Here is a 14,579-nt window from a genome sequence, read left to right on the forward strand (position 1 = left end):
TTTTCCCATAGCAATAGGTTCCGTTCAACTAGTTTTATTTGCCATTATTGATATCATATTAAATTAATCTTTGTGAAAATTTGTGAATCAACTTCTTTTCAATAACTTTGGTGGGCTATAACGGCGAATAAAACACTAAGATGTTATAGGGCATTTTAAAACTACAAACAATGACAAAAGGAATTCGACTGATAATATTTATAACATTGGCTGTTTTACTAGCAGTCATTTACTGGTTTTTTAAAGGAACAATTTTGCCGCAAGACACTATTGGAATTGTAATATTTTCCAGTCTGCTTATGTTATCGTTTAACACCCTTGTACTAGAACATTACTTTACTAAACCGACCGATGTTTTAGCAGCTTCAATAGCAATTCTTTTATTAATAACTCCAATAAAAAAAGACTTGGTAAACCTTGGAGTTTGGTACAACATACTATTTTTCTTCACATTTGGACTTGGCGTTTTATCAGTTATTTCTTTGGCATTATTTGCTCCAAACAAACCCGAAGACACGACACAAAACAAAGTCTCAAAGCTTCTTAAAGATTTTGTTGTGCGATTCGGAGGTAGTAAGGTTCAATTCTTCTTTTTATTCATTTTGACAATGTTCTTCTATGTTGACAGCAAATCTCAATACTTCCTTTTCCTTTTCATCTACTCCGCTTTTGTCCTTCTTGACCCATGGAAGTTCATAATGAAAATACCTGCTTTTACAAAACAAAAACCGCAAGAAGGTATTGGACAAATATTTGGTGTTCAGTCTAAGAACACCTTCCTTGTTAAACTTTACGATAAAAGACCATCAATAAAAATATTTGACTTTGTGGAATTTAAATATTCAATGGATGAGAATAAAAGTGTTAGAACTGGACTTATTCTTGACAACTATCTTCTCAATCAAGAACAATGGGTTAAAGTTCTTGTAAGTGATGAAATCAGTAAAATATTTGAAAATAAAACTTACAATAAATTCAATGATGTGAATGTCGTTTTCAAAATCACCAATCCTGAAAACAATAATTACCTTGAAAAATTTGTCGGTCTGATTGATGAAAACTCTACAATTTCTAGCATTCGCTTTATTTATAACTCCAAAAAAGAAATTTTTGATGGACAACTCTTGGAAGTATTTATTAGAGGTAAAAAGGTTCTTTATCAGGTTATTCAGGGCATAACTAAAATTGAAACACTTGAACAGAAAAATGAAACGGGTTATGTTGTTGGTGAAGCAATACAACTTGGTGTTTGGATACCTGAAAAAGGAAATTTTGAAAAATATGGTTGGGTACCTTTTATTAATTCTCCAGTGTACATTGCTTCTCCAATTCCTGTTCCTGCAATTGGGGAGAATGAATATGAAATAGGGAAAATTCCAAACTCTAATTATCCGGTAATACTAAAAAAAGACATTGCACTGACACATCATACAGCCATTTTAGGAGTAACAGGAACTGGTAAATCAATCTTTGCAAGAAATTTAATTCGTCAGTACCTCTCAGACCCGAATACAAAAGTTATCTGCATTGATTTTACGGATGAATACAATGGCAAATTCTCTGACTTAAATCCGATAAAAGTTATTCCTGAAGAAACAGCAGAACAAGCATTTAAGGATATTGATTTCATAGAAAAAGAAGTTGGAAAAAACTATAATAAAGATAACGATGCGACAATAGCGAAGCGAAAACAGGTTGCAGGTTATATTCATAAATCCATCTGTGACTTTCTGAAAAATCCTGAGACAAAGCTTTCAATTTTTGAATTGCCTGATGTATCAAATACCTCTGGAATATTGGAATACACAAAATACTTTTTCAAATTACTATTTCATATCGCGAAAAAGGACAAGTCATTTGGCAATAGAGTTTGCTTAGTTCTTGAAGAAGCACATACAGTCATTCCCGAATGGAACTTTGCAGGTATAGCAGACAAAGCATCACAATCTCTTCTGAACACAATTGCACAAATCGCATTGCAAGGAAGAAAATTTAATGTTGGACTTCTGGTTATTGCGCAACGGACAGCGAATGTTTCTAAAACAGTCTTAACCCAATGTAATACAATTATTTCTTTTCAAGAGTTTGATAAAACAAGTAGCGATTTTCTGGCAAACTATTTTGGACAAGGCATAGCAGACACCTTGCCAAATTTGAAATTTAGACAGGCAATTGCGGCAGGGAAAGGACTTAAATCAAATGTGCCTATGATTTTTGAAGTACCTCACATAGATGAACCAGAACCTGTGATAGCAGAAGTAGTCGAAGAAGTAATTGATGAAACGGAAGACAAATGAAAAAAACGCCCTATAACAATTTGTATATGGCAGGCGGGGGTTTTAGCGGTCTGACAAGTCAGACCTTGCGCCCACTTTCCTGCGGGTCTAACAGGATTTCTCTTCGAAATCCCGCCCGACCACATACAAGTGACCGTTGGCAACAAGTGTAAAAAGACAGACGAGCAGACAGATACAACAGTGACAAAATTAAAATAAGAAAGGATTTAGCTTTTTGATAGGACAGTGCAAATTTGATGGAAATTTATTTTGTTTTTTTCTCCTCCCCGCAAAAGAAGAAGGAAACCCGACCCACATTGCACACATTGCCAAAGCCCCACGAGCCAACGCTGAAACCAAAGCTTTGTCAAAGAGTGCAATCTTGCCGACACACCCGTGCAAATTTGTTACATTTGAGCTTTAAATTAAAATGGATTGGAAATTAAAATATGGCAATTAAGAAATCAGAATTATACAGCTCCATTTGGGCAAGTTGCGACGAGCTAAGAGGCGGAATGGATGCCAGTCAGTACAAGGATTATGTATTGACTTTGTTGTTTGTAAAATACGTTTCAGACAAATACGAGAACGACCCCGATGGTTTAATTGATATCCCCGAAGGCGGCAGTTTCAAAGATATGATTGCTTTGAAACACAATAAAGAGATTGGCGACAAAATGAACACCATTATAGGGGCATTGGCAAAAGCCAACGACCTTGTGGGGGTGATTGATGTAGCCGACTTCAACGATGATGAAAAACTTGGAAAAGGTCAGGAAATGGTTGATCGCCTGACCAAGCTGATTGCCATTTTTGAAAAGCCAGCTCTTGATTTTAGTAAAAACCGTGCCGGTGGCGATGATATTCTGGGCGATGCCTTTGAATACCTTATGAAGAACTTTGCCACCGAAAGCGGTAAGAGCAAAGGACAATTCTATACTCCAAGTGAAGTAAGCCGTGTATTGGCAAAAGTTCTGGGAATTACCGACCCGAAAAACTCCACTACCTTTTATGACCCCACTTGTGGTTCGGGTTCACTGCTTTTAAAAGTGATTGACGAAGCTGATGGCAAAGGTTCTATTTACGGACAGGAAAAAGATGTGGCAACCGCCGCATTGGCTCGTATGAACATGATTCTGCACGGTATTGAGGGACACGAAATACACCGTGGACAAAGTACCCTTTCAGACCCATTCTTCAAAAACAAAGACGGTTATCTCAGAACCTTTGACTATGTGGTAGCCAATCCGCCTTTTTCATCAAAAAACTGGATAAATGGTTTCGACCCGCAGAATGATATATACGGACGCTTTGAAAAAGACGAAGAAGAAAGTGCAAAAACAGGTAAAACCATTTATAAAACGCCGCCCGAAAAAAACGGTGATTATGCTTTTTTACTGCATATACTTAAATCGCTTAAAAGCACAGGCAAAGGGGCTTGTATTTTGCCTCATGGCGTTTTGTTCAGGGGCAATGCCGAAGCCGAAATCCGTAAAAGCTTAATTCAGCGTGGATATATCAAAGGAATTATCGGACTCCCTGCAAACCTCTTTTTCGGCACGGGTATTCCTGCCTGTGTGATTGTGCTCGACAAGGAAGGTGCCGATGAACGTAAACACATATTCATGGTTGATGCCAGCAAAGGTTTTATAAAAGACGGCAATAAAAACCGCTTGCGTGAGCAGGACATCCATAAAATTGTAGATGTTTTCACCAAACAAACCGATGTACCCAAATACAGCCGTTTGGTAAGCATTGAAGAAATAAGCGACCCAAAAAACGATTACAACCTGAACATTCCCCGATATATTGACAGTCAGGAAACCGAAGATATTCAGGATATTGAAGCCCATTTATTGGGTGGAATACCAAACGCCGACATTGATGCCTTAAATGAATATTGGGAAGTGTATCCTTCGCTGAAAGCGGAACTTTTTAAAGCAAACTGTCGTGAGAAATACAGCGATTTAAAAATAGATAAAGAATTGGTGAAACAAACCATTTTCAACCATCCCGAATTTACTACTTTCTCTAAAGAAATGGACGAAGTGTTTGAAGCATGGAAAACCAAAAATACCCAGATTCTCAAAGCCCTCGTAAAAGGCTTTAAACCAAAAGAACTTGTTTTTAGAATTTCGGAAGATATTCTGGCAACCTACACAGGCAAAGCCCTGATGAACAAATACGATGTGTACCAGCACCTGATGAACTACTGGAACGACATCATGCAGGACGATTGCTACTACCTTTCGGTTGAAGGCTGGAAAGCAGAACTGACCATTACCAAGCAAACCAAATCGGTAACCGAATGGGATTGCGACCTGGTGCCAAAATCGTTGGTAATTGACCGCTATTTCGGCGTAGAGGCGCAATACATTGCGACTCTCGAAGCCGAAAAAGAAACCATTGCAGCTGAAATTTCCGAACTGGAAGAAGAACATAATACCGAAGAAGGTTTACTTGCCGATGTTCCCGATAAGGTAAATAAAGGAAACGTTCAAAAGCGATTGAAAGCAATTGATACTCCCAAATTGAAAACTGAAAATGCCGAAGAAATTAAAGTATTGAAAGCATATTTAAAACTGATTGATGATCAAAGCGCTATTAACAAAAAAATAAAAGAAGCCCTTGCCGAACTCGATAAAAAGGTAATTGAACGCTATAAGACCCTAACCGAGGACGAAATAAAGCAACTGGTGGTAGACGACAAATGGATGACCGTTTTGGAGCGTGATGTAAAAACCGAAATGGAACGCATTAGCCAACGCCTTACCCAACGCATAAAAGAACTGGCCGAACGCTACGAAACAACGTTGCCACAGCAAACCACAGAAGTTGCCGAACTAGAAAGCAAAGTGAATACTCACCTACAAAAAATGGGGTTTGTATGGAAATAGTTAAGCAGCAGCATATTGAGTCAAAAATAGTGATGCTACGTGATGTGCAGGTAATATTGGACAAAGATTTAGCTTCATTTTATGAAGTAAAACCTATAAGGCTAAGGGAGCAAGTTAAAAGAAACCCAAATCGATTTCCTCCAGATTTTGTATTTCAATTAACGGAAAACGAGGTTGATAGTTTGGTATCGCAAAATGCGATACCTTCTAAACAAAGCCTGGGCGGACATCTTCCGTATGTATTTACCGAACAGGGGGTAGCTGCTGTTGCCGGTGTGCTTAAAAGCGAAAAAGCAGCAGAGGTGAGTATTACCATTGCAAGGGCTTTTGTGGCCATGCGTAAGTTTTTATTTCAAAATGCTTCTGTATTTCAACGACTTGACCGCATTGAATTGAAACAAATTCAAACGGATGAGAAATTTGAAAGAATATTCAAAGCACTGGAAAGCGGACAAGCCACGCCTGATATGGGAATTTTCTTCGACGGGCAGGTGTTTGATGCCTATACCTTTGCTGTCAACTTGATAAAATCAGCAACCCAAAGCATTGTTCTTATTGATAATTACATTGATGAATCGGTTCTTACGCTGTTGAGCAAGCGAAATATAGGAGTATCTGCAAGCATTTATACAAAAGAGATTAATAAAGCATTGCAATTGGATGTAAAAAAGCACAATGCACAGTATCCAAGCATTGAGATTAAGACATTCGCCAATAGCCACGACAGGTTTTTAATTATCGACCACAAGGAACTCTACCATATAGGCGCCTCGCTCAAAGATTTGGGCAAAAAATGGTTTGCCTTTTCGCGAATGGATTCTTTGGTTAATGAACTTTTAAAAAGGATTAAATGATGGATAATGAACAATTGCCAAAGGGCTATAAAAATACGGAGGTGGGTTTAATTCCTGAGGATTGGGAGGTTAAACCAATTGGAACATTTACCGCAATATCTGTTGGTAGAGATTTGAAAGAATCAAATTTTTCGACATATCAGGATTCAAAGTATCAATATCCTGTATTCTCAAACACTGTTTCTGACTTTGGTTTATATGGTTATTATGATGTTGCTGAATATTTTGGTGAAAGTTTAACAATAGTAGGAAGAGGTGTTGGATTAGGTACTGCATTTGCTCGTAAAGGAGGATTCGGGGCAATTGGAAGGTTATTAGTATTATTTCCTGAAAACAATATTGATGTAAATTTTCTAACTGAATATATCAATCACAGAGTTAAAATATTTTCTGAAAGTGGAGGAATCCCTCAATTAACAGGTGTTTCGATTTCAAAATATAGAATTCCCCTTCCCCCCACCAAAGCCGAACAAACCGCCATAGCCACCGCCCTAAGCGATGCCGATGCCCTGATAAACAGCCTCTCAACACTCATTGCCAAAAAACGCAACATCAAATAAGGGGCAATGCAGCAATTGCTGAAACCGAAAGAGGGTTGGGAAGTGAAAAAGTTGGGGGAGATTTGTGATATTAAAAAAGGTGAACAATTAAATCGTTCTACATTAAATGAAAATGACCATTATCCAGTATTTAATGGTGGCGTTTTACCTTCAGGATATACAGGTGAATGGAATCAAAATGAGAACACTATCATTATAAGTGAAGGTGGTAATTCTTGTGGTTTTGTAAATTTTATAAAAACGAAATTTTGGCAAGGTGGCCATTGTTATTCCTTAAATACAAAATTGGACAAAGAATATTTTTATCAAATGCTAAAAGCAAGAGAAAAAGAAATAATGGCATTGAGAGTTGGTTCTGGTTTACCAAATATTCAGAGGAATAGACTTTTTGATTTCTTGATAATTATGCCAGGTGAAGAAGAGCAAAACGAAATAGCCACCATCCTTTCAGATATGGATGCAGAAATACAGGCCTTGGAAACCAAACTGGAGAAATACCGCAAAATAAAACTGGGTATGATGCAAAATTTATTAACTGGTAAAATAAGGTTGATATGAACGAGAACGAATTAGTTTTAAAATCGATAAACCAGTTAATGGATTACAGCTTTTTTATTCCCTCGTACCAGCGTGGTTACCGATGGACTGAAAAACAGGTAGAAGAATTATTGGAAGATATTTGGGCATTTGCTATCAATCCGCCAAAGCAGGAAGAAGGCAAAATGCGTCCGTTTTATTGCTTGCAGCCCATCGTGGTAAAACAGAAAAACGGCAAAGCAGATGAGTGGGAAGTAATTGACGGTCAGCAACGCTTAACAACCGTTTTCCTGATATTGAAAAATCTTGAATCACAGATTGAAAAAGACCAGAAGAACATAAATCGTGTATTTTATGAAACAAGGGAAGAAAGCGAAAAATTCTTAACTGAAATTAAAGAAGATGATTCTGAAAAAAACATTGATTTTTACCACATTTCACAGGCAAATAAAGCCATTCAGCAATGGTTTAAGAACAAAGCCAATAATACAGAGTTTGCCACGCCAAAAGCCAAGTTTGCCACGACTTTCCTAACCGATACAAAAGTTATCTGGTATGTGATAAACGATGGCTCCGATTCCTATGATATTTTCACCCGCTTAAACATCGGCAAGATTCAGTTAACCAATGCTGAGCTGATAAAAGCCCTGTTCCTGAAAAAATGGAACAATGCCGAAGCGGTGGATAAGCTCAGGTTAAAACAACTGCAAATAGCTACCGAATGGGATAGGATTGAAAATACCCTGCAAGACAATTCATTTTGGTATTTTATTTACAACAAGCCCGATTCGAAAAATCCCAAATACGCCAATCGCATTGAATACATTTTCGACCTGATGAAAAACAAACCCGATGGCGAAGATGAAAAATATACCTTTTACAAGTTTTACGAAGATTTTGAAATAAGCAAAAACAAGAACAAATACAAAATTCCCGACACCGATACCCTTTGGCTAAGCGTAAAAAAGTACTTCTTAACCTTCGAAGAATGGTACAAAGACAGGGAACTGTATCATTTAATCGGTTTTCTGATATCGATAAACTACAGGTTGCAGGATATACTTGAGCCAAAAAAGAACAATGTAAAAATCACTATCACATCCAAAACCGATTTCAAAGCATTTTTAAAAGATGAAATCAGGCAAAAGGTGAAATTCGATATCAGCAACCTGAATTATGGCGATGATAGAATTAAAACCGTTCTGTTGCTTTTTAATATACAAACCATTCTTTCCAACGATAAATCGAATATGCGATTCCCTTTCAATCTATACAAGAATGAAGATTGGGATATAGAACATGTGCGTTCGCAAACCGATAAAAACATAACAGGCACCGACCGTAAAGAATGGGCAAAAGATATGCTCGAATATTTTACAGGTTTTGCTGAAGAATCGGAACAAAAACAATACATCGATACTATTGAAAATAACGACATTGAAGTTTTTAGAACCATATCAGAAAAAGAGCAAAGCAAAAATACTTTGACAGACCTGTATCATGTTGCCTATGCCGATAAAATTGACGATGCCCGATTTAGCTCCGTTTACAATACAATAAGAATCGAGTTTAAAGAAGATAACGAACCAAGCAAATGTGCCATATCAAACTTAGCCCTATTGGATTCTGCCACCAACAGAAGTTATAAAAACGCATTCTTTCCAATAAAACGGAAAATAATTTTACAGAACGATAAGCGGGGAACTTTTATACCTATCTGCACAAAAAATGTGTTTATGAAAGCCTACAGTAAAAAGTTTGATGAAGTAATGTATTGGAATAAACACGATGCAGATTTTTACTTAAAAGCTATTGAGGGAACACTCGTTGATTATTTACCCCAAAAACAAGTGAGCAATGACAATGAATAGTAACGAACATATTTCGGGTAAACGATTAACTTTTTTCCAGTTAATACAGGAATATCATATCCAGATTCCAATAATCCAAAGAGATTACGCTCAAGGGAGAATTACAGCCCACGAAATTCGTGATTCCTTTTTAGATGCCCTATTGGCATACCTTGAAGAGAACAAAAAGCACAGGGATTTGGATTTTGTGTATGGAAACCAGTCGAATGAAGCCATTGACGACGAAACAAAGTTCATCCCTTTAGACGGACAGCAACGATTAACAACTTTGTTTTTGTTGCATTGGTATCTTGCCATAAAAAATGGTACTGCCGCAATTAATGAACTCAGAAAGCATTTGGTGTTTAGCAAGCAGGGAGAAAGCCAAAAATCAAAGTTTTCTTATGAAACGCGCACCAGTTCAAGGGAATTTTGCGATTCATTGCTATTAGCGGATGTGGATTTACAAAAGCTTTTAGAACCCGATAAAGACAAAAGCAACAGCCTATCAAAAACCATTAAAGACAGCAGTTGGTATTTTCTATCTTGGGAAACCGACCCCACAATTCAATCCATGCTGATAATGCTCGATGATATTCACGCTAAGTTCAAAAATACAGATGGATACTTTCAAAGACTGATAAGTCTCGACAATCCGGTTATTACCTTTCAGTTTCTTGATTTGAAGGAATTTAATCTTACCGATGATTTGTATATAAAAATGAATGCAAGGGGCATTCCGCTTTCTCCTTACGAAAACTTTAAAGCAAAATTTGAACAACACTTAAGAAAATCCGACTTTAATGCAAAACACACTTACACACTAACCTTTGACGGTAAACCGAATCGGGTTGATGTCAAAACTTATTTTTCTCATAAAATTGATACAGATTGGGCAAACTTGTTTTGGAACCATACCCTGGCAGACAAAAAGAAATTTGATAAACTGATAATGAATTTTATCAGGGCTATTGTGGTGAACAATTATGCAGCAGATTCTGGCAATGCCGAGTTTATCAAATATTTAATAGATAAACGAAACGAAGATATTTCGTTTCAGCAGTATTTAAAAAATGCTTGTTTAAACGAGAAAACGGTAATTGACCTCATAACCATTCTTGATTTAATAAAGAACGGTAACCAAAAAGTAAAGAGTTATTTGTCCGATTCATTTCATTATAATGAAGCAGAACAGTTTGATATTGTTGTTAACAATGCTTTTGTTCAGGCTGGCTATGTTGAAAGGATTAAACTTCATGCCTATTGTCAATACTTAATTCAATGGAAAACCGATAAGGGTTTTGAAGATATTGAAGGTTTGCAAAACTGGATGCGTGTTATTTACAACCTAACCGAGAATACAGCACCTTATAACAATGAAAAGGAATATTCAAATTCCATTCAAGGTATAAACCTGCTTATTCCGCAAAGTAATGACATTTTAAAAAACATTTCAACACTGGATAAAATAAGCGGTTTCGATGAAATACAATTCAAAGAAGAAAAGATAAAAGCTCATTTAATTTTAAAACAAAACAAGTGGGATGAACTGCTTTATTCTGTTGAAAAGCATGGATATTTTAAAGGTCAAATCGGGTTTATTCTGTTTTTAAGCGGTATCGAAGAATATTTCAACACAAATAGTCATTGTGATTGGAGCGAACAAGAAGATATTGACTTCAAGGAACAGTTTATAAAATACAGGGATATTGCAATTAAGTTATTCAGTGATAAAGGAATAAATCTTTTCCCTGATTTTGTTTGGGAAAGAGCCTTATTAGCAAAAGGCGATTACTTAATTACAGAAGGCAGCAACCAAAGTTTCTTAATTAATTTCGACCGTGATATTAGCTGGAAGCGATTTTTGAAAAGAGACAAAAACCACGTATTACATAGCGACATCATCAAGCAAATATTTAATCAGCTTGATGCAAACAATCTAACATCATCTCTTGAAACAATTAAAAACAGTTATACAGGCACAGACTGGCGTCACAGGTTTATTCAAACTCCACGTTTGTTTAATTATTTAGGGGCAAAACGCTATGTGAGAAAAAATTCCAATCATGGTTTTGTCTTGTTCAGCGGTGAGCGAATGAGCGGAGCGCACGCTGAATTGCATTCATATTCATTTTTTCTTGATAATTTGGAAGGAAAAGAATTTGCCCCATTTGATTCAAAAGCAAATTACTACTTTGCCGCTGGTGATGACAGAGAAGAACGCCCTTGTGCTTATATTGATAATTGGCAATTTGAAAACACTAAATATGCAATAGACATTTTATACTCCTATAATCAGAATAAATTTAAGCTTCGCTTTTTCTACAGGGATATTGGTAATTACAGAAATGATTTAGTTGCTATTTTAACAAACCAGGGTTTTTCGGCTTTAAATGAATCCTATGTGCTTTATTTAGAAGAAACCGAAGTACTGAAAACAATCAATGATTTAGGGGCATCATTAAAAGGATTACCATTATGAGCAAAGTCGGCGATAAAGAGCGAATAGCCCAAAACCGGGTGGTAAAACTGTTTCAAAACGAACTGAAATACCGCTATTTGGGAAACCTTGAAAAAGAAGAAAACAACAGCAATGTAGATGAAGCTTTGCTTACTGCTTTTCTTACCAAAAAAGGCTATACCAAAAACCAAATCAGTAAAGCCCTGTATGAGTTATACAAAGCGGTAAACATCAATACACACGACGACCTTTATCAGGCCAACAAAGAGGTGTATTCACAGCTTCGTTATGGTATAAAAGTAAAAGAAGAAGCGGGCGAAAACAAAGAAACGGTTTATTTGATTGACTGGAAGAATCCGCTTGAAAACGACTTTGCCATTGCCGAAGAAGTTACCATAAAAGGTGTTCACAACAAACGCCCCGACATTGTTATTTATGTAAACGGAATTGCTTTAGGTGCACTGGAATTAAAACGCAGCACGGTTTCAGTTTCCGAAGGGATCCGCCAAAGCAACGACAACCAAAAGCATATTTTCATCAAGCCGTTTTTCACCACCATTCAATTGGTTATGGCTGGTCAGGATGTGGAAGGTTTGCGTTATGCAGGTATCGACACATCAGAAAAGTATTATCAAAAATGGAAAGAAGTTAGCGAAGAGTTCAATCCAAACGATTCGTATTTACTCGAACTCACAAAATCTTTACGGGAACAGGCTGCCAAAGCCGAAAACCTCTTGGATAAAAACATCATTGAAATGCTCAACAAAGAGCGTTTGATTGAAATTATCCACGATTTTGTGGTCTTCGACCGGGGACAAAAGAAATTTTGCCGACCAAACCAGTATTTCGGAATTAAAGCTGCTCAGGAAACACTTCGCAACAAAGAGGGCGGTATTATCTGGCACACGCAGGGAAGCGGAAAAAGTTTAACCATGGTTTGGCTTACCAAATGGATTAAAGAATACAACCCCAATGCCCGTGTTTTAATTGTAACCGACCGTGACGAACTCGACAAACAGATTGAGAAAGTTTACAAAGGTGTAAGCGAAGATATTTACCGATGCAAACCCCGAAACGGCAAAAGCGGTGGTGCAATTCTCATCGATAAACTCAACGACACAGAACCATGGCTTTTATGTTCACTCATCCATAAATTCGGCAACAAAGAAGAAGCCGACTACGATAGTTACCTCACCGAACTAAAAAACAGCCTGCCAAAGGATTTTTCACCCAAAGGCGATTTTTATGTATTTGTAGATGAGTGCCACCGTTCTCAGAGTGGCGACTTGCACAAGGCAATGAAACAGATATTGGGCGAAAAGGCCATTTTTATCGGTTTCACAGGTACGCCTTTAATGAAAAAGGACAAGCAAAAAAGCATTGAAGTTTTCGGTAATTACATTCACACATACAAATTTGATGAAGCGGTTAAGGACGGCGTTGTACTCGATTTACGCTACGAAGCTCGGGATATTGAACAGAAAATTACATCGCTCGATAAAATTGATACATGGTTTGAAACAAAAACAAAAGGCTTAACTGACTTTGCCAAAACCGAATTAAAGCAAAAATGGGGAACCCTGAAAAAGGTATTCAGTTCGGTTGGGCGTTTACAAAAGATTGTTGCCGACATTTTACTCGATATGGAAACCCGTGAGCGTTTACAAAATGGCAGGGGAAATGCACTTTTAGTTTCGGACAGTATTTACAATGCTTGTCGTTATTACCAATTGTTTCAGGAATCGGGCTTTACCCGTTGTGCCATTGTAACATCGTTTGCCCCAACATATGCAGATATAAAAGGTGAAGGCGAAAACTATACCGAGAAAATCATGCAATACGAGATTTACCAAAAGATGCTCAATGGTAAATCACCCGAAGATTTTGAAGATGAAGTTAAGAAACGCTTCATTGACGAACCTGCACAAATGAAACTTTTGATTGTTGTAGATAAACTGCTTACAGGTTTTGATGCCCCAAGTGCAACCTATTTGTACATCGACAAAAGCATGCGCGACCACGGCTTATTTCAGGCAATTTGTCGTGTAAACCGTTTGGATGGTGAAGATAAGGAATACGGTTACATCATTGACTACAAAGACCTTTTCGGAAGCCTCGAAACAGCATATAATGACTTTACCTCAAAAGCCTTTGAAGATTACGACAAAGAAGATGTGGAAGGTTTGCTATCCGACCGTTTGAACAAAGGAAAAGAACGATTAGACGATGCACTTGAAACAATTCGGGCATTATGCGAGCCAGTTGTTCCACCAAAAGGCACAAAAGAATACATTCAGTATTTCTGTGGTAACCCTCAAATTGAAGCCGACTTAAAAGATACTGAACCTCGCAGACATGCACTTTACAAAGCAGTAATTTCTGTGATACGAGCCTACGCAAATATTGCAGACGAATTAGAAGAAGCAGGTTATAAACCAAATGAGATTGAGAAGATAAAAACGGAAATCAAGCATTACGAGAATGTCCGCAAAGAAATACAATTGGCAAGTGGCGATTATGTTGATTTGAAACAATACGAACCAGCCATGCGCCATTTAATTGATAGTTACATTGGTGCAGAGGAAAGCCAAAAGATATCAGCATTTGATGATTTTAGTCTGGTGGAACTGCTTGTAAAAGATGGTGAAGAAGCATTGGATAAAATCCCTGAGAATATTAGTAAGAATAAGGATGCAATGGCAGAAACCATCGAGAATAATATGCGAAAAGTGATTATTGAAGAAAGTCCAACCAATCCGATTTATTATGAGAAAATGAGTGTCTTGCTCGATGAACTGATAAAAATGCGTAATGAAGAAGCAGAACGCTACGAAGAATATTTAAAGAAAATTGTTGAACTGGCTGTAAAAATTAAAAAACCTGAAACGAGTAGCGAATATCCATCAAGTATAAACACTCAGGCAAAAAGGGCTTTGTATGATAATTTAGAAAAGGACGAACCTTTAACTGTTGCTTTGGATAGTGCAGTAACTTATGGCAAATACGATAATTGGGAGGGTAATTTTGCCAAAGAAAGACATCTTAAAAATAAAGTTGTAAAGCCTGTTTTAGAAGATTACAACAAAGTAAAAGTTTTAGACCCCATTTTTGAGGTTATTAAACAACAACGGGAATATAAATAAC

8 protein-coding genes are annotated in these 14,579 nt (G+C 37.1%); all 8 read left to right on the top strand.

The window, feature by feature from the left end; translation table 11 throughout:
- Positions 1 to 170: 170 nt before the first annotated feature.
- The 8 genes from AACM02_RS11335 (at position 171) to AACM02_RS11370 (ending at position 14,578) form a co-directional block, all read left to right on the top strand.
- The gene (locus AACM02_RS11335; RefSeq protein WP_339117043.1) at positions 171 to 2,297 is read left to right on the top strand and encodes an ATP-binding protein; all 2,127 of its coding nucleotides are present in this window, start codon (positions 171 to 173) and stop codon (positions 2,295 to 2,297) included.
- Between the two features lie 428 nt (positions 2,298 to 2,725).
- A complete protein-coding gene (locus AACM02_RS11340; RefSeq protein ID WP_339117044.1) occupies positions 2,726 to 5,173 on the top strand; it encodes a class I SAM-dependent DNA methyltransferase in 2,448 nt (815 codons plus the stop codon).
- Complete coding sequence (locus AACM02_RS11345) at positions 5,164 to 6,027, top strand: ORF6N domain-containing protein (protein ID WP_339117045.1); 864 nt, start codon at positions 5,164 to 5,166, stop codon at positions 6,025 to 6,027. The genes AACM02_RS11340 and AACM02_RS11345 overlap by 10 nt, the downstream gene beginning before the upstream one ends.
- Entirely contained in the window at positions 6,024 to 6,587 is a 564-nt protein-coding gene (locus AACM02_RS11350) for a restriction endonuclease subunit S (protein WP_339117046.1), read from the top strand. The genes AACM02_RS11345 and AACM02_RS11350 overlap by 4 nt, the downstream gene beginning before the upstream one ends.
- Before the next feature lie 6 nt (positions 6,588 to 6,593).
- Positions 6,594 to 7,145, top strand: a complete 552-nt coding sequence (locus AACM02_RS11355) for a restriction endonuclease subunit S (RefSeq protein ID WP_339117047.1) — start codon at positions 6,594 to 6,596, stop codon at positions 7,143 to 7,145.
- Positions 7,142 to 8,995 (top strand): DUF262 domain-containing protein, encoded by a 1,854-nt coding sequence (locus AACM02_RS11360; RefSeq protein ID WP_339117048.1) that lies wholly within the window; start codon positions 7,142 to 7,144, stop codon positions 8,993 to 8,995. Before AACM02_RS11355 ends, AACM02_RS11360 begins: the two co-directional genes overlap by 4 nt.
- The gene (locus AACM02_RS11365) at positions 8,982 to 11,456 is read left to right on the top strand and encodes a DUF262 domain-containing protein (protein WP_339117049.1); all 2,475 of its coding nucleotides are present in this window, start codon (positions 8,982 to 8,984) and stop codon (positions 11,454 to 11,456) included. The genes AACM02_RS11360 and AACM02_RS11365 overlap by 14 nt, the downstream gene beginning before the upstream one ends.
- On the top strand, positions 11,453 to 14,578 hold the full coding sequence (locus tag AACM02_RS11370) for an HsdR family type I site-specific deoxyribonuclease (protein WP_339117050.1): 3,126 nt from the start codon (positions 11,453 to 11,455) through the stop codon (positions 14,576 to 14,578). The genes AACM02_RS11365 and AACM02_RS11370 overlap by 4 nt, the downstream gene beginning before the upstream one ends.
- The last annotated feature ends 1 nt before the right edge of the window (position 14,579 follow it).

Source organism: Petrimonas sp. (genome assembly GCF_963921705.1).
GTDB lineage: Bacteria > Bacteroidota > Bacteroidia > Bacteroidales > Dysgonomonadaceae > Petrimonas > Petrimonas sulfuriphila.